Source organism: Asticcacaulis tiandongensis, from assembly GCF_006475605.1.
Taxonomy (GTDB): Bacteria; Pseudomonadota; Alphaproteobacteria; order Caulobacterales; family Caulobacteraceae; genus Asticcacaulis; species Asticcacaulis tiandongensis.
On record NZ_ML636837.1, the window covers coordinates 641,868 to 659,304 of the forward strand.

The 17,437-nt window shown below is 58.4% G+C and carries 14 protein-coding genes; 7 read left to right on the top strand and 7 right to left on the bottom strand.

What is annotated here, in order from left to right:
- Window positions 1–73: 73 nt before the first annotated feature.
- Window positions 74–610 (bottom strand): hypothetical protein, encoded by a 537-nt coding sequence (locus E5201_RS02910; protein ID WP_140984492.1) that lies wholly within the window; start codon window positions 608–610, stop codon window positions 74–76.
- Between the two features lie 93 nt (window positions 611–703).
- On the opposite strand from E5201_RS02910, the gene E5201_RS02915 reads away from it, so the two are divergent.
- The gene (locus tag E5201_RS02915) at window positions 704–1,171 is read left to right on the top strand and encodes a cupin domain-containing protein (RefSeq protein ID WP_140984493.1); all 468 of its coding nucleotides are present in this window, start codon (window positions 704–706) and stop codon (window positions 1,169–1,171) included.
- Here the strand turns inward: E5201_RS02915 and E5201_RS02920 are convergent.
- The 3 genes from E5201_RS02920 to E5201_RS02930 form a co-directional block, all read right to left on the bottom strand.
- A complete protein-coding gene (locus E5201_RS02920) occupies window positions 1,168–2,811 on the bottom strand; it encodes an ABC1 kinase family protein (protein ID WP_140984494.1) in 1,644 nt (547 codons plus the stop codon). The genes E5201_RS02915 and E5201_RS02920 overlap by 4 nt on opposite strands.
- A 134-nt stretch (window positions 2,812–2,945) precedes the next feature.
- Window positions 2,946–4,427 carry a pyruvate kinase gene (gene pyk / locus E5201_RS02925; protein WP_140984495.1) on the bottom strand — a complete coding sequence of 494 codons (1,482 nt, stop codon included), beginning with the start codon at window positions 4,425–4,427 and terminating at the stop codon, window positions 2,946–2,948.
- Window positions 4,428–4,557: 130 nt separating this feature from the next.
- Window positions 4,558–5,019, bottom strand: a complete 462-nt coding sequence (locus tag E5201_RS02930; protein WP_140984496.1) for a low molecular weight protein-tyrosine-phosphatase — start codon at window positions 5,017–5,019, stop codon at window positions 4,558–4,560.
- Between the two features lie 160 nt (window positions 5,020–5,179).
- On the opposite strand from E5201_RS02930, the gene nth reads away from it, so the two are divergent.
- Both nth and ettA read left to right on the top strand, forming a co-directional pair.
- Entirely contained in the window at window positions 5,180–5,839 is a 660-nt protein-coding gene (gene nth, locus E5201_RS02935) for an endonuclease III (RefSeq protein ID WP_246050361.1), read from the top strand.
- Between the two features lie 72 nt (window positions 5,840–5,911).
- Window positions 5,912–7,579 carry an energy-dependent translational throttle protein EttA gene (ettA, locus tag E5201_RS02940; RefSeq protein ID WP_140984498.1) on the top strand — a complete coding sequence of 556 codons (1,668 nt, stop codon included), beginning with the start codon at window positions 5,912–5,914 and terminating at the stop codon, window positions 7,577–7,579.
- A gap of 125 nt (window positions 7,580–7,704) precedes the next feature.
- Here the strand turns inward: ettA and E5201_RS02945 are convergent, their stop codons facing one another.
- Together E5201_RS02945 and E5201_RS02950 are read right to left on the bottom strand one after the other, a co-directional pair.
- The gene (locus E5201_RS02945) at window positions 7,705–11,202 is read right to left on the bottom strand and encodes an efflux RND transporter permease subunit (RefSeq protein ID WP_140984499.1); all 3,498 of its coding nucleotides are present in this window, start codon (window positions 11,200–11,202) and stop codon (window positions 7,705–7,707) included.
- Window positions 11,202–12,314, bottom strand: a complete 1,113-nt coding sequence (locus E5201_RS02950) for an efflux RND transporter periplasmic adaptor subunit (protein WP_140984500.1) — start codon at window positions 12,312–12,314, stop codon at window positions 11,202–11,204. Before E5201_RS02950 ends, E5201_RS02945 begins: the two co-directional genes overlap by 1 nt.
- A gap of 85 nt (window positions 12,315–12,399) precedes the next feature.
- On the opposite strand from E5201_RS02950, the gene E5201_RS02955 reads away from it, so the two are divergent.
- A complete protein-coding gene (locus tag E5201_RS02955) occupies window positions 12,400–13,104 on the top strand; it encodes a TetR/AcrR family transcriptional regulator (protein ID WP_140984501.1) in 705 nt (234 codons plus the stop codon).
- A gap of 60 nt (window positions 13,105–13,164) precedes the next feature.
- On the top strand, window positions 13,165–13,992 hold the full coding sequence (gene ypfJ, locus E5201_RS02960; protein ID WP_140984502.1) for a KPN_02809 family neutral zinc metallopeptidase: 828 nt from the start codon (window positions 13,165–13,167) through the stop codon (window positions 13,990–13,992).
- 56 nt (window positions 13,993–14,048) lie between these two features.
- Here ypfJ and E5201_RS02965 read toward each other — a convergent pair whose 3' ends face one another.
- On the bottom strand, window positions 14,049–15,314 hold the full coding sequence (locus tag E5201_RS02965; RefSeq protein ID WP_140984503.1) for a hypothetical protein: 1,266 nt from the start codon (window positions 15,312–15,314) through the stop codon (window positions 14,049–14,051).
- Window positions 15,315–15,554: 240 nt separating this feature from the next.
- Here E5201_RS02965 and E5201_RS02970 point away from each other — a divergent pair, with 240 nt between their 5' ends.
- Together E5201_RS02970 and E5201_RS02975 are read left to right on the top strand one after the other, a co-directional pair.
- Window positions 15,555–16,556: a DUF2336 domain-containing protein gene (locus tag E5201_RS02970; RefSeq protein ID WP_140984504.1), complete on the top strand. Its 1,002-nt coding sequence runs from the start codon at window positions 15,555–15,557 to the stop codon at window positions 16,554–16,556.
- Window positions 16,557–16,626: 70 nt separating this feature from the next.
- Window positions 16,627–17,379 carry an NAD kinase gene (locus E5201_RS02975; protein WP_140984505.1) on the top strand — a complete coding sequence of 251 codons (753 nt, stop codon included), beginning with the start codon at window positions 16,627–16,629 and terminating at the stop codon, window positions 17,377–17,379.
- Window positions 17,380–17,437 lie beyond the last annotated feature (58 nt).

Consider the following 17,437-nt stretch of genomic DNA (forward strand, 5'->3'; position numbering starts at 1 on the left):
AAACCCTCCCGTCATTTAAGCCTTCGGCTCAAATGCCACCCTCCCGCAAGCAGGAGGGAGAAGAGGGTGCGGCTTATGGTTTTGAATTTACGGCGGGGGCGACGATCAGTTTGAGCAGATAGACCGGTGCCAGCCACTGCCAGCCTGACTGAGGCATATAGGCCATGAGTATCAGACACAGGGCGCACAGGCCGAGGCTCAGGCCGCGCTTAAGCTGATCCGCTGAGGCGGCGACCAGAAGTGTGGCCGCAACGGCAGTGACCCATAACAATATGGCCTGTGGCCAGATGAGGCCCGGCAGGCAGGCGGCTGCGATCAGCGGGTGGATATGCAGACAGGCAAAGCCCACGGGCCTGAGCGGGGCAGGCTCATGATCGGCGGCATGGCGCAGGCGTTCGTGGCGGGTGACGGCAATCATACCGCCGCCCAGATCAAAGGCGAGAACCCACAGCAGGCCCCATTGCCAGAGCGCCGGTTCATAGCCCGCTGTCTTAAGGTTGAGGCTGGCCAGCACGGCGCAAATCGCGCCCACCGCCATGGCCGTCAGGCGAAAGCTGTGGGTTTTATGTGTGCCGAAAACGAAATGGCTCAGGGTGTTGGCGCCAGACATGGGATTATCCGATAATTGTATCTAATATTGCAGATACAATAATTATATTGTATTTTTATTGTTAGAGTCAATCGAGAGAAAAAAGGGGGCGCTATGTCGGGGTTACGCGTGATCAAGGCTGCCGAGGCACCGTTACGGCAGAGGGCGTCAATCTATCCGCCTGAATTTGCCGTGCGGATGGCGGGGCGGGCCAAGCGGCCTTTGGGGGATTTGTTCGGACTTGGCAACTTCGGGGTCAACTATACGGAACTGAGGCCGGGCGCGGTGTCGGCCCTGGCGCACGCCCATAGCCGTCAGGATGAATTCATTTATGTTCTGCAAGGGCAACTGGTTCTGGTCACCGATACGGTGGAGACGCTGATATGCGCCGGTGACTGCGCCGGATTTCCGGCGGGCGGGGATAGTCATCATCTGGAGAACCGGTCAGATGAGATAGCGATCTATCTGGAGGTTGGGGACCGTACAGCGGGAGATGTCGTGACCTATCCGCAGGATGACCTTAAGGCCGTGAATGAGAGCGGGGTCTGGGTGTTTACGCGTAAGGACGGGACGCCGTTCTAATCGTCTTTGCGCGGTCGCAGGAGCCAGATAAGGCCACCAATAATGACCATGACCGCCAGTAAGCCTGTGACGCGAAAGCCAAACAGTTCGGGGCCTGTGTTCAGCAGACTGGGGGCCAGACCCAGGGCAAAGGCGGCAGCGATAATCGCTACGCCCAGACGGGTGGCGGCGCGTTCAATATGTCGGCCTATGTGTTCAATGCCCTGAAGTTCGACGGCGGCGTGGATTTTGCCCTGACGCAGGCGGTGGATCAGCAGGCGCAGGGCCGACGGGGTTTCGCGCGCCAGACCATAGAGATCAAACGCGGCGTTTTGCGCCTGCCCGTTAAGGGCTTTCAGGCCGAAGCGCTGACGCAGGGTCTGGGTGACCAGCGGTGCGGAGGCCTTGATGATGTCGAAGTTGGGGTCAAGACGGTGCATAACGCCGTCAGCGGTAATCAGGCCTTTGAATAACAAAGCGAGATCGGACGGCATAACCAGTTCGTGCGTGCGGGCCAGTGTCATGAAATCGGTGACGGCCTGCGCCAGTTGCAGTGGGCCGGTCTTGAGTTTGACGACATAGGCTTCGGCGGCGGCTTCAAGGGCGCGCAGGTCGGTTTGGTCATTCGACCAGTCCAGCAGCACGGTGTTGAGTCCATCGGCATTGCCGCTGATCATGGCCGACAACAGGGTCAGAATCTGTTCGCGGCGGTTGGCCCCGAGCCGACCGACCATGCCGAAGTCAATGAAGCCAACGCGGTTATCGGGTAAGGCCCTGAGGTTGCCGGGGTGCGGATCGGCGTGGAACAGGCCGTCTATCAGGGCCATGTGCAAAAAGGCTTCGGCCCCGCGTTGGGCCAGTGTCGGGCCGCTCAGGCCCGCATCGGAAATGGCTTTGGCATCGGTGGGGGTGATGCCATTGACAAAGCCCTGAACCAGCAGGGTTTCGCCGCTATAGTCCCAGTAGATCGGCGGGATTTCTATGTCAGGCTGATCTTTCAGGTTTTCGGCAATGGCTTCGCAATTGCGGCCTTCGGCGGTGAGGTCAAGCTCCTCATGCATGGCTTCGCTGAGGTGGCGAAGAATATCTTTGGGGCGAAAGCGCGCAACGTCAGGGTTTTCGTTTTCGATCAGGCCCGCGAGGTGGGACAGCAGTTTGAGGTCGGCTTCGACCTGCGGGCGCAGATTGGGGCGGCGGACCTTGACGATAACGTCTTCGCCAGTTTTCAGGCGGGCGCAATAGACCTGAGCGATGGAGCCTGCGGCCAGTGGGATGGGATCAAAGGTGGCAAAGACATCGGCGGGGGCGGCCCCGAGATCGGCCTCAACCTGCGTTTTCAGTTCTTCCCACGGGGCCGGGGTGACATGGCTCTGGAGCTTTTCCAGTTCCTCAGTCCATTCGGGTGACAGGAGGTCAGCGCGGGTCGAAAGGATCTGGCCGAGTTTGATAAACACCGGCCCCAGTGCCTCAATGGTCAGGCGCAGGCGTTCGGGGGCGGTCAGGTCGTTTGTGGTATTGTCACGTTCAGAGGCGGCACCTTTGAGGAGGGCAGAGAGGCCAAGCCTGCGGGCAAGATCGTCTGCACCATACCGGATCAGGATGGCGGCGATTTCCCCAATGCGTTTACGATAGCGGGCGGCGATGACGGCGGTATCGAACATGCCGTCATTTTTACGCACAAAAAATAAGTTGGATATGTGGCTTTGGGGCGATTGTAAGATACCCCACCACCCCGATCCTGACGGATCGCGGTCCCCCTCCCCGCCAAAGGCAGGGAGGAGTGAACTATGGTTTTTTAGCTTGCAGGGGTATCATCAAGGAATTCCGGTTCCTCGATCTGGGTGCGGGTCACCTTGGCGACGCGCAGGGCATTGGTCGAACCTGATTTGCCGAACGGCATGCCGGCGACAATGACGATTTCCTGACCGGCTTCGGAAATACCTTCGGTGCGCGCGATCTTGGTGGCTACCTGTACGGTTTCAGACATCGAGTGTGTGACCGGCGCGGTTGAGGCATGAACGCCCCACGTTACCGCCAGACGGCGTGTGCTTTCGATGTTTGGCGACAGGGCGAGGATAGGGGAGCTTGGGCGTTCGCGGGCCACGCGCAGCGCTGTGGCCGCGGAATTGGTCAGGGCGACAATGGCCGAGGCATTGATGGTCTGGGCTACCTGACGTGAGGCGGCGGCAATGGCGCCTGACATATTGGGCTCAGGCGCGGGGCGGCGTTCGTCGGTCTGCTTACGCCAGTCCTCGTCCTTTTCGACGCGGGCGACGATGCGGTCCATGATGGTCACGGCCTCAATCGGGTACTGACCGGCAGCGGTTTCGGCGGACAGCATGACGGCGTCTGCGCCATCGAACACGGCAGTGGCTACGTCAGAGGCTTCGGCGCGGGTAGGCGTCGGGGCCGAGATCATCGATTCCAGCATCTGGGTCGCGACGATGACCGGCTTGCCCAGATTGCGGGCAGCCTTGATGATGCGCTTTTGCGCCAGAGGCACTTCTTCGGGCGGCAGTTCAACCCCAAGGTCACCGCGCGCCACCATTACGGCATCGGACAGGGCGAGGATTTCGTCGAGATTATCGAGTGCCTGAGGTTTTTCGAGTTTCGACAATACCCAGGCGCGGCCCTTGATGATTTCCTTGGCTTCAAGCACATCTTCGGGGCGCTGCACGAAGCTCAGGCCGATATATTCAACGCCACGTTCAAGCGCGAAATCGAGGTCGGCGCGGTCCTTTGTGGTCAGGGCCGGAATGGGCAGCACTACGTCGGGGACATTGACGCCCTTACGGTCAGACAGGCGGCCGCCGTTGATGACCACGGTTTCCAGATGGTCTTCGCGCACATGGGTGACGCGCAGTTTCAGCTTGCCATCATCGAGCAGCAGGTGCGAACCGATCTGCGCGGCGGCGATAATTTCAGGGTGAGGCAGGCTGACGCGACGCACGTCGCCCGGTGTCGGGTTGAGGTCGAGGCGGAATTCCTGACCCTGATTGAGGACAACCGCGCCGCCCATAAAGCGGCCCACGCGCAGTTTTGGCCCCTGAACGTCGGCAAGGATGCCAATGGGGCGTTTTGTTTTTTCTTCAAGGGCGCGGATCAGGTCGATGTTACGCCCGTGATCTTCGTGGCTGCCGTGGGAGAAGTTGAGGCGGAAGACATCGGCTCCGGCCTGAAACAGCTGCGCCAGCATTTCGGCGTTGGAACTGGCGGGGCCAAGCGTGGCGACAAGCTTGGTGCGACGGCGACGTAAAATTTTCAAGGCTTCACTCATAATAGGGGTGACGCCGCTGGCATTGTCAGGCACTGCGCCCTGTTTGTACAAGGTCTGGCCGATGCGGGTCGGTCATGTTGTTATCACCCTGACAAAACCCTGTTCCGCCCACAGGTCAAGTGAATTTTTATTACCGCACAAGGCGTTCGATCAACTTCTGTGAGGCCTGATCGCAAAGTTTGTAAACGGCCTCGAAATCACGGGTGTCACCGTAATAGGGATCAGGCACATCGCGTTTTAAATCCTGCGCTTCTTCGAGGTAAAGGGCGACGCGTGAGGGATGGGTAATCATGTGCAGGCGATTGATATCGATGACATTTTGCCGGTCAAGACCAAGGATAAGGTCGAAGCGTTCGAAATCTTCCATGCGCAGCTTACGGGCCTTCTGGGCGGAGATATCGACGCCGTAACGCGCGGCGACGGCGACGGAGCGATGGTCGGGGCCTTCGCCTTCGTGCCAGCCGCCGGTGCCTGCGGAATCGATCAGGAAACGGTCGGTGAGCTTAAGGCGTTCGACATGGTGGCGGAACAGGCCTTCGGCGAGGGGCGAGCGGCAGATATTACCAAGGCAGACAAACAGAACGGAGGTCATCAGGTCTATTTAATATCCGTGAAGCGGGTGTGGGCAGTAGAGCATTTAAAAGTCAGTTGGCAAGCTGGCGGGGCTTTGGTGTAATAGCTTTTGCCCCCTCCGTCAGCGACTACGCGCTGACACCTCCCCCGCTTCGCAGAGGAGGATGTTAAGGAAGACTATGTCAAAACCTGCCTCTGAATTGATCGACCGTCTGTTTACGCGTTTCGAGGCGGCCAGCCCCGATCCGAAAACCGAGCTGAATTTCGTCAATCCGTTTACCCTTGTGGTGGCGGTGGCGATTTCGGCACAGACGACGGATGTGGCGGTCAACAAGGCGACGAAGCCTCTGTTTGAAATCGCCTATAATCCGTTTGATATGGTGGCGCTGGGGGAGGAGCGGCTGATGGAGATGATTTCGTCCATCGGGCTTTTTCGTAACAAGGCGAAGAATGTCATTAAGCTGTCGCAGATACTGATTGATCAGTATGGCGGGCAGGTGCCGCTCAATCGTGAGGCGCTACAGGCCTTACCCGGTGTCGGGCGCAAGACGGCCAGTGTCGTACTGAATGAACTGGGCATTGAGCCGTCGATTGCGGTCGATACCCATGTGTTTCGTGTCTCGCATCGCTTAGGCATTTCCGATGCCCTGACGCCTGACAAGACCGAGGCGCAATTGATGGCCATTATTCCCGATAAATGGCTGACGCGGGCGCATCACTGGCTGATTTTGCACGGACGTTATGTCTGTCTGGCGCGCCGCCCGAAATGCGAGGTCTGTATTGTTGCCGATCTCTGTCCGAAGATCGGGGTTGAAAGCGGTGTCGTGTTTAAGCCTTGAGGTTTGTGGCCCAAAAGGCTAAACCCGCCTCAAACTTTCCTTATCAGTATGTAAAGGGTGCGGCAGAAACTCATGGCGCAACAATATATCTTTCAGATGCAGGGCCTGACCAAGCATTACCCCGGTGGTAAGAAGGTCTTTGAAAACATCTGGCTCTCTTTCTATTCCGACGCCAAGATTGGTGTGGTCGGGGTCAACGGGTCGGGTAAATCGACCCTGCTCAAGATCATGGCCGGTATCGACAAGGAGTTCTCCGGTGAGGCGCGTGCCGCCGAAGGCACCAAGATGGGCTACCTGCAACAGGAGCCGCATCTCGACGATTCCAAGACCGTCTGGGAAAACGTCATCGACTGGTGCGAGGAAAAGAAGATCGTTGATCGCTTCAACGAAGTCGCCATGCAGATGGGCGAAGAATATTCCGACGAGTTGATGGAAGAAATGAACAGCCTTCAGGAAATCATCGATGCCGGTGACCTGTGGGACATCGACAGCCGCATCGAAATGGCCATGGACGCTCTGCGCTGTCCGCCAAACGATTCCGCTGTCACCAAGCTGTCGGGCGGTGAAAAGCGCCGCGTGGCTCTGGCGCGGCTTCTGCTGTCGAAGCCTGATATGCTGCTGCTTGACGAACCGACCAACCACCTTGATGCGGAATCGGTGGCCTGGTTGCAGCACCATCTGGAAAACTTCCCCGGCTGTGTGATCCTTGTGACCCACGATCGTTACTTCCTTGATCAGGTGACCAAGTGGACGCTTGAGCTCGATCGCGGCAAGGGTGTGCCTTACGAGGGCAACTATTCCGGCTGGCTTGAGCAAAAGCAAAAGCGCGTGGTGCAGGAACAGTCCGAATCCGAGGCGCGTCAACGGGCGCTCACCAAGGAACTGGAGTGGGTGCGTTCGGGTGCCAAGGCCCGTCAGTCGAAATCCAAGGCCCGTCTGGCGGCCTATGATGACATGGTGCGCGAACAGGAAAATTCGCGTCAGGCGCAGTCCTTTGCCACGATCCAGATTCCGCCGGGGCCACGCCTTGGCAATCTCGTGCTTGAGGTCGAAGGCCTTGAGAAGGAATTTGGCGAAAAGGTTCTGTTCAAAGACCTGAGCTTCCGTCTGCCGCCCAATGGCATTGTCGGGATTATCGGGCCGAACGGTGCGGGTAAGTCGACCCTGTTCAAGCTGATTACCGGCGTTGAAAAACCCGATGCCGGTACCATCAAGCTCGGTGAAACCGTAAAGCTTGCCTATGTCGATCAGTCGCGTGACGATCTGAATCCCGATCATACCGTGTGGCAGGCCATTTCCGGCGGCACAGACATCATGGTGGTCGGCAAGAAGGAAATCAACTCGCGCGCCTATGTCGGCGGGTTCAACTTCAAGGGCGGCGATCAGCAGAAAAAGGTCGGGCTTCTGTCCGGTGGGGAACGCAACCGCGTGCACCTGGCCAAGACGCTGGCCTCTGGCGGTAACGTCATTCTGCTCGATGAACCGACCAACGATCTGGATATCGAAACCTTGCAGGCCCTTGAAGAGGCGCTGGAGGAATTCGCCGGTTGCGCCGTGGTCATCAGCCACGACCGCTGGTTCCTTGACCGTCTGGCGACGCACATTCTGGCGTTTGAGGGTGACTCACACGTCGAATGGTTCGAAGGTAACTTCGAGATGTATGAAGAGGACAAGAAGCGCCGTCTGGGGGTCGATAGTCTCATTCCGAAGCGTATCAAGTTCCAGAAGTTTGCCCGCTAACAGGGTCGCGGACCCTGTACCCGTTTTTTGGAGCGGGTTGCAGGCGCTTCATGCGTCATATCCAGCGTGAGTGCGTGATGAATAGTAAAAAAGCACCGGTGTTAAGGCCGGTGCTTTTTTGCGTCTTAGGGTTTGAAATCGCCCGCTTCGGGTTCTTTTTCGGCGGTGAAATATTTGCGGGTATGTCGCCCGATGAACTGTGCCATGTCATCGACCAGCGTATAGGCCGTCGGCACAAAGATCAGGCTGAGGAGCGTTGAGGTAATCAGGCCGCCGATCACCGCAATGGCCATAGGCGAGCGGAAGGCGACATCTGCCCCCCAGCCAATGGCGATAGGGAACATGCCCGCGCCCATGGCCACAGTGGTCATCAGGATCGGACGCGCCCGTTTATGGGCCGCATCGATCAGGGCATCGTGCCGGTTAAGCCCGCCTGCGCGGGCTTCGATGGCATATTCGACCAGCAGAATGGAGTTTTTCGCGGCGATCCCTGTCAGCATGATCAGGCCGATCAGGGCGGGCATGGACAGGGCGTTGCCACTGACGAGCAGCAGGAAGAAGGCGCCGCCGAACGACAGCGGCAGGGCGGTCATGATGGTGATGGGGATAGTGAAGCTTTTGAACAGAAGCACCAGCACGACATACATCAGCAAAATGCCGGTCGAGATGGCCATGATAAAGCCTGCGCCCATTTCGGCCTGGGCTTCCTGTTCGCCGGTGACCAGTTCCTGTGTGCCCGCGGGCAGGTTTTTCATGATCGGCAGGTTGCGCACGGCGGCCTGTGCATCTCCCGAAGGCACACCGGCCATCAGGTCGGCCTTAATGGTGGCGCTGCGCGAGCGGTCAATGCGCATCAACTGGATCGGGCCGGAACCAAAACTAATGTCGGCTACGGCGGACAGGGGCACGGCTGTGCCATATTTGGTGGGCACCTTGAGGTCTGCGAGGGTTTCAAGTGTGGTGCGGGCTTCGGTATCCATCAGGACGCGGATCGGCACCTGACGGTCGCCCAGCGTATACTTTGCCAGTATCTGATCGAAATCGCCAACCGTTGCCACCCGTGCCGCCTGTGAGATGGCTTCGGCGGAAACGCCCATCAGGGCCGCCTGATCAGGTTTTGGGGTGACGAACACTTCGGGGCGCGTCAGGTTGGAGACCGAGGACACGTTACTTAGCTGTGGCAGGCCACGCATCTGCCGTTCCAGTTCGCGTGAGGCTTCCTCAAGCTCTTTGGGGTTATCAGACACCAGTGTGAACATGATGCCTGCGCCGCCCATTTCACCTTCGAAGGCGAAGGAGGTGCGCACGCCGGGGAAACGGCTGACGAGCGGATTGAGCTCGGCCTCAAAGGCCTGTTTGCTTAAAGCGCGTTCATGGCGCGGCACCATATTGGTGGTGATGGTCGCCTTGGTCAGGCCGATACTGGCGAAGGTTGATTTAACTTCGGGTCGTTTTTCCAGCTCGGCCATCAACTCCTTGACCACGGCGTCGGTTTCATCAAGGCGCGATCCGGGCGGCAATTCGATGGTCAGGAAAGAGCGGTTATAATCGCCCGCCGGAATGAACTCACCCGGCAGTTTCTGAGCGACAAACATCGACAGGATGAAGAAGCCGATCCCCAGACCCAATATGCCCCAGCGCATGTGCATGATGTCCTGACCATGCTTGCGGATCTGGTGCACGAGGGCGAAAATCAGTGCGCCGGCAATCAGCACAACAATGGCTGAAGAGATAAAGAAGGCCGTGTTGTATTGGGTGGTGGCTTCAGGTGCCAGTGGCGCGGTCAGGGTCATGACAACCCATGCCGCCAGCACGAAAATCAGCAGGCTCAGGCCTTGTTTGGCGCGCACCGGATGACGCCCGAACAGTTTGGACAGGATCAGGCCCGCCGCCAGTATGATGAGGCCTGCGATACCCACCGGAATGGCTTCGGCCTTGCCGCCGACAATGCCTTCAAACAGGCCATCAAGGATCAGCACGCCCCCAACCCCGATCCCCAGCGCCAGAAACACGCCGCGCCATTTCAGATCGACCGTCAGCACCCAGTTGAGGAATTTGAGATAGCGCGCCATCCAGAAGGGTTCGTCATGTTCCTTGCCCTGCTGGGAGCGCATCAGATAGGCCCCCATCAGTGGCGTCAGGGTCCGCGCCACCACCAGAGAGAAGAAGACCGACACGCAGGCCGCCAGAGCAAAACTTTTGAAGAACTGACCGACAATGCCCGGCATGAAGCCCACGGGGGCAAACACGGCAATGATGGTGGCGGTGGTGGCGACGACCGCCAGACCGATCTCGTCGGCGGCTTCGATGGCCGCATCAAAGGGCTTTTTGCCTTCGCGGATGTGGCGGACAATGTTCTCGATTTCCACAATCGCATCATCGACCAGTATGCCTATGGTCAGCGACAGGGCCAGAAGACTGACGACGTTGAAGGAGTCGTTCATCAGATACATGATGAAGAAGGTCGGCAGCAGCGACAAAGGCATGGCCATGGCCGAGATAAAGGTTGCCCGCAGATCGCGCAGGAACAGCCAGACGACAAATACCGCCAGCGCCGCGCCTATGGCCAGTGTTTCAATGGCGGCAAAGAAGCTTTCGTTGACCGCGTCGACGGAAGAAGTGATTTCCTCGATGACGATATTCGGATGGGCTTCGCGCATCTCCTCGATGGTCTTGCGCACACCGGCGGCGACATCGACTTCGGAGGAGCCTATGGTGCGGTAGACGGCAAAGCCCACCACTTCGGCCCCGTTGAAACGTGCCCGTTCACGGGGTTCGGCCCAGGTATCAAGCACCTGTCCCAGTTCGCCGAGGCGCAACGAGCGGCCGTTTTGCAAAACAATGCGGGTATTGCGCAGAGCCTCAACGGAGTCGGCATTGCCCAGTGTGCGGATCGACTGTTCCGAGCCGCCGATCTCAAGCCGTCCGCCGGGCAGGTTGATGTTGGTTGAGCGCAACTGGTAGGAGATTTCGCCTGCGGTTATGCCCTGTGCCGCCAGAAGCGAAGGGTCAAGCTGAATGCGAATTTCCCGATCTGCACCCCCGATGCGGGTGACCTTGGCGACACCGCTATTGGCGAGGATTTTCTTGGAAATATCATTAGTGACAAACCACGACAGTTCCTCAGGATTCATGCCGTCGGCGCGGATAATATAGTTGAGCAGGGCCTCACCGGAGGCTTCTTCGCGGCGGATCACCGGCTCCTGAATATCGGCGGGCAGGTCTGAGCGTATCTGGGCCACGGCATTACGCACATCATTGGTGGCTTTTTCCAGATCGACCCCAAGCTGGAACTCGATGACCGTCGTCGAAGAACTGTCGCTGATATAGGAGTTGATATGCTTGACCGAGCCAATGCCGGAGACCGCATCTTCGACGCGGCGTGTGACCTGTGTTTCCAACTCGGTCGGAGCCGCACCTGATTGTACGTAGGTGACCGTAACCACCGGCAGGTCGATGTCGGGGAAGTTGTTGATGCGCATGCCATTATAGGCGACCCATCCGGCAATGGTCATGACGATGAAAAACAGCACCGTCGGGATGGGGTTGCGGATCGACCATGAGGATATGGTGGCGCGCTCAGGGCGTGGCGCGGGTCGTTTCGGCGCGGGAGATTCTGACATTACTTCTCTCCGCCGCTTTGGACTTTTTTGTCAGGGACACGCACCGTATCGCCATCGGACAGGAAGCCTGCGCCTGCGGTCACGACCTTTTCGCCGACCTTAAGGCCATCGGTGATGATGATATGATCCCCCATCAGCCCGCCGGTGACGAGTTTGCGTGCCGTGACCTTGTTGGCGGAGCCGACGACGAAAACGACCGGCTGGTTCTGCTGATAGACAATGGCTTTTTGCGGAATGACCACGGCTTCATGATTGCCGACGGTGATCGAAGCGCGGGCGAACATACCGGGCTTAAGGCCCTTGTCGGCGGGAATGGAAATGCGGGCATAGCCAAGACGCGTCTGCGGATCGACGACCGGTGTGACGACGCGGATAGTGCCGGTGACGGTTTCGCCGTTTTCACCGACGACCTCGGCCGTCTGACCGGCACTGAGACGTGCCAGACCGGTTTCGACCACCTCAAGGTTCATTTCGATGCGGTTGTCACGGACAATGCGGAACAGTTCCTCGCCCGGCGTGACGATCTGACCGGCCACGGCGGTGCGTGAAGTAATCAGGCCGGATATGGGGGCGCGGACCGTGGCCTGAGACAGGCGCGTGGCCACTTCGGAGCGGGCGGCGTCGGCGGTGGCGACCTGCGCCTGAGCGGTTTTCATAGAAGCTTCGCGCTGATCGAGGGCGGCGCGGGCATAGTAGCCTTTGTCAAACAGCTCCTTTGCCCGCTGATAGGCGCGTTCGGCCTCAACCGCCTGTGCGCGCGCACTCTGGAGGCCAGCTTCGGCCTGACGCAGTTGCGCCTGAAGGACGGTATCGCTCATTTTCAGAAGCGGCTGGCCTTTGGTGACATATTGCCCTTCGTCCGCCAGAACCGCCGTGGCGGTCAGGCCGCCAACCTCGGCCCCGATGGGCGCTTCCTGCCAGGCGCTGACCGTGCCCGAGCCACTGATGACCAGAGGCGCGGTGCGTGTTTCGGCCACCACATAGTCGATGAGTGGCTTTTGCCCGTTCTCATCCTTTTTTTCAGGGGCGCCGTGGCAGGCCGCAAGCCCTGTCGTCAGGGCTGCGGCAAACAGAAAATGACGGAAAAAACGGGTCAGGACAGGCGCGCGCATGCAGGGGATATTCCTGAAACTTGTAATCGATGGCCGATGGTTATAAATTCATTGACCGAACAGTCAACGAAATGAATATTAAAAATTGTCCACGAAGCGTACCCCCGATCCGAAAGACGTCAATAGCGCCGACCCTTGCCGGTGTCCGTTAGATCGCATCGGCGAGCATTTCGGCATAAGGCAGCGCACCAAGGCCTTGCGTCCGTTCCAGATTCTCGATGCCGCCCTCGATGAATTCTGTACTAAGGGCTATGACGCCACCCGCGTAGAAGACATCGCCAAACGGGCCAAAATTTCCAAGGCGCTGGTCTATGTCTATTATCCGACCAAGATTGATCTGTTTCTGGCGGTGGCGGAGCGACTGATCGAACCCTATAGGCAGGCGGAAACCGAATTCAGGCTTGATCCGGCCCGATCCGCCGAGGCGCAACTGAGGGAACATCATGACCTGTTTTATCGCACCATTGCCTATGACCCTCAGGCCCTGAGCATTTTTCGCCTGATGGTCGCCGAAAGCGCGCGTGCCCCTGAGATTGCCGTTTTTTACCGGCGTAATTTTCTGGGGGGCAAGGTTGATGCTATCCGCAGTCTGATCGCGCATGGTGTGGCGCAGGGTGAGTTTTCGCCGGTTTCCGAAACGCAGCTTGAGGGCATCGAAGATATACTCGGTGGCCCCGCGGTCATGGTCATGCTGGTGCAGGTGCTCACCGGAGAGACCGGCGTTTATAATCATCAGCGCTGGCAGGAGACGCACTGGGAGATGATCATGGCGTTTCTGAAGCGGCCCTGATCCATCTTGTGCCGTTTGAAAACACCGCTAAACTATCCGCCGCAATGAGGGAGTGTTCAGATGGTCAAATGGCAGGGCGGACGGCGCGGCGGGGTCGAAGACCGGCGCGGCATGGGGGCCGGAACGGCAATCGGTGGCGGGGGCATCGGCATGGTGCTGATTGCGCTGGTCGGTTACTTTGTTTTTGGCATCGATCCGCAGGTTTTGCTTAGTCAGACCGGCGGCACGCAGGGCGAACAGCAACAGGTTGGCGTCAGTAATCCCGATGACGAAGCCGCCGCCTTTGCTGATGTCATCCATACCTCGGCTAACGATGTCTGGACGGGTATCATACGCGGCTATCGCCCTTCGACACTGGTGCTCTATACCGGTGGCACCCAGACGGCCTGTGGCAGCGGGCAGGCGGCGATGGGGCCGTTCTATTGTCCGGCAGATGAGCGCGTTTATCTTGATCTCAGCTTTGCCCATACGCTTGAGCAGCAACTGGGGGCCAAGGGCGATTTTGCGCTGGCCTATGTGATTGGCCATGAGGTCGGCCACCACGTTCAGACCCTGACCGGTGCCAGCGCCGAAGTGCAGAAGGCGCGTCAGAACTCATCCGAGCGCGTGGCCAATGCCATGTCCGTCAAGCTGGAGTTGCAGGCCGATTGTTATGCCGGTATCTGGGCCAGGCGATCGGACGCGCAGATGAACTGGCTTGAGGCCGGAGACCTTGAGGAAGCCATTGGTGCGGCCGAAGCGGTGGGGGATGATACCCTGCAAAAGCGCTCAAGCGGTCAGGTGGTGCCCGATTCCTTTACGCACGGTACGTCGGCGCAGCGCGTCCACTGGTTCCGTCAGGGCTATGACAGCGGTGATCCCAATGCCTGCGATACGTTTCGAAGCTAAGAATTGGCCAGAACGGCCCCGGTAATGCCCCCGTAAACAGGGGAGGATGAAAGTGATTAAACCGTCGCCTGTTCGGGTTCGCTGCGGGGGGTAATCATGGCACCGGGACGCAATGAGGCATGGGTCGCACCGGCCAGACGCGCCACGGCCATCTGGCGATAGCTTTCAAAGCCCTGCACCATAAAGGCACCGACCGAGGCGCGCGCCACCGCCCCCAGACTGCTCAGGTAGTCGTTGAGGGCGTCATCTTCGCGGCGCACGCCATCATATTCGATACATACTCCCGACAGGCCGCATTTATTGAGTGCGGTAATCGCCTTGCGATCGGCACTGACGTGACCGACAACGGTCATGCAGAAGGGTTTGATCAGCGAGACGATCTCAAGCACGCGATGGGGCGGTACGCCATCGAGTTCACGGATTTCAAACAGCACTTTCAACCCCAGTTCACTGGCGGCCCTGGCGACATCCTGCGTGATTTTCTGGCGGGCGCGTTGTGAGGCAAAGGTCGAAAAGGCCGCGGGTACAACCATCATCATCTTGCGCTGTTCGGCGGTGCGCGTACGCAATATGCGCAGGCCCTGTTCGATATTCATCATATCGACCTGTTCGCGCAGGCCCCAGTCCAGGCTGGTCAGCGCCTTGCGATCCAGAAGCGTATGATCGGCCTCTTCCATCACCATCGGTTCAAGCCGGTGACCGATAAGCATCATTTTCTTCAGTTCAAACAAGGTCTCGTTTGCACTGGCCACCTTGAGGTTTCGTCCGGCAAAACTCAGGCTGTTGGCGACAATGAGCGGACGCTGGATTGAGGTCATACGCGGGGTTACTCCATTATCGGAAGAGGCCTCAGGGGAGACCTCTTCCTCTTCTTCACGGTCGAACCATGTTTTCAGATTGATCGGGCTTAAGGCCAGACCGTCTATGTCGTCCGCCCGCACCGCATACAAAGGCACAGGCAATTGTCCCAGATTGCCGACAAAGAAGCCGATCAGTTCCTGCCACAGGCGCTCTATGGACACGGCACCTTTGCGGGACCCTGTGGTCGGCATAACGGCCAGCCAGGCTTCGTCGTTTGCGGGGATGCACCAGTCAGGTTCCTGAAAGCGCTGCTCAAACCCGGTTTTCAGATATTCAAACACCAGATCGCGTTTGGCGTCCCAGCGATGGCCCAGCCTGACGATCAGTGTGTCGAGTTTCAGCAGGAAGGCGCGGCCCATCTCATCGGCATGGGTATCACGCAGACGTTCGACAATCACTACCCCGTCAGCCTGCTGCAATTGCAGCCGCTCAACACCTGTTTCTTCTGAGACTGAGGACATCTTCCGTCCTGAATTATATGACACCAATAAGAGCCTAAAGCTAAGTTCGCAGCGTTGAGACAAGATTAATATGCACGCGAAACAGGCAAAAAATCATATGACCTGTTCTCTTTTTGGGTATCTGAGGCCGGATCAGGGGCGTGTTAAGAAACTGTTCACCATAAGTCTCAACACTCTGTAAACTATAAGAATCCTGCGAATCAGCCGATAGTCTTCGGGTATCGCATACGGGAACTGCCCTTGACCTCTGCCGCGCCCATGAAAGTCAGTTCTGCCGCCGTGCCTGTCAGGCCTGTAGTTGCGGGTGCGCGTCAGGAGACACCCGTCAGGGCGTTGCTGCGGCTTTTGCAGATTGCTTCCTATAAATCGGCCAGCGGAAAGCCGGTCGATCTGACTCATATGTCGCGTCAGGTGGCGGAGTTGATCCTGAAAGCGCCGCCTGCCGAGCAGGTGAGCCATATCGCGTCCCTGACCCATGCCGACTGGCCTCATGCGGAACTGATTGCCGCCTTGTGTGCTCTGCCTGCCAGTCTTTGTGCGCCGTTGCTGCGTCATTCGCCGGTGCTTGATCAGGGCTGGCTGTGGAAAATTGTGCAGGCCGGTGAGGAAGGCCATGCCTTAAGTATTGGCGCCCGGACGGATTTAGGGCCTGATCTGCTAACGGCCTTGATAAGGCGTGATCAGCCTGCCCTGTGGCTGGCCCTGCTTAACAATCCGCATATTTTGTGGTTGAATGAGCATATGGACGTCCTTGTCGAGCGGGCGCGCAACCATCTCAGTTTGCGGGGGGCACTGGTGCGTCATCCGGCCTTAAGCGCCGTTCAGGCTGAGCGGTTGCTGGGGTTTGTCGGCCCTGTGCTTAAGACTCAGCTTTTGAAGCGCATTGCGCCGTCCGGCGGGCAGGTGATACCGGCGGCGCCCCGGTTTGCCGCTGCCAAGGGGAGCTGGCTTAATCGTTTACAGCATGGCGACCTTGAGGGGTGCCGTACGGCCATGGCCCGTCAGCTTAATCAGCCGGTTGCCGTGATTGACAAGGCGCTGCGCTCTGCGGCGGCGGTTGCCCTATTGTTAAGGGCGCTGGGGGTTGATCCGGCGGCCTTTTCGTCATTGTTTGAGCGGTTACAGGGGCTGAATGACGGACAGCCCAAAGCGACGCCTGCACAAAGGCGATTGCTCACGCCCTTATTGCAGATATCTGAGGATGAGGCGCTGAAACGCCTTAAGGCGCTTAAGGTCTCATGATTTTTGCAGATTTACACGGCGTAATGGGCTAAGACGGCAACATGTTCCAGACGTACTTAGGGTTGCCGCTTTGAAACTTGCTTTTACCGCCAGTGAACGCCCTGACGCCATCAGTGCCTGCGAACGGCTTAAGGCGCGGTACGGTCAGTCCGAAACGCCTGATGTCGTGATTGCTCTGGGCGGCGATGGCTGGCTTTTGGAAACCGTGCATAACTATTTCCGTCAGGGCGTGCCGATTTTTGGCATGAACCGCGGCTCGGTGGGTTTTCTGCTCAATGAGTTTTCGGAAGACGGGCTGATTGAACGCATCGAAAACGCCGAACGCACGCGAATTAATCCGCTCAGGATGCGGGCGGTGACCACCTCAGGTGACGTGCACGAGGGGCTGGCCTTCAATGAGGTGTCTTTGTTGCGTCAGACGCATCAGAGTTCAAAGCTGCGCATTATCATCGATGACAAGGTGCGGCTGGAGGAGCTGATTTGTGACGGTATCCTGCTGGCGACGCCTGCCGGATCGACGGCCTATAATCTGTCGGCGCATGGCCCGATTGTGCCCCTGACGGCGCGGGCATTGGCTTTGACGCCGATCAGTGCCTTTCGCCCAAGACGCTGGCGCGGGGCCATATTGCCGCATACCGCCAAGGTGCGTTTTGAGGTGCGTGAAGCCACCTTGCGACCGGTCAGTGCCTCGGCTGACAGTTTCGAAGTGCGTCATATCTGCGAAGTGGAAATCGAGGAAGCGCCGGACGTTCACGCCACCTTGCTGTTCGATGCCGGTCATGGCTATGACGAACGGGTCATGGCCGAGCAATTCGCCTCGTAAAACGGTTAAGGAAATTTTGTCCTTATTTAGGGGTTCTTAAGCCGCTGGCGTCTATGGT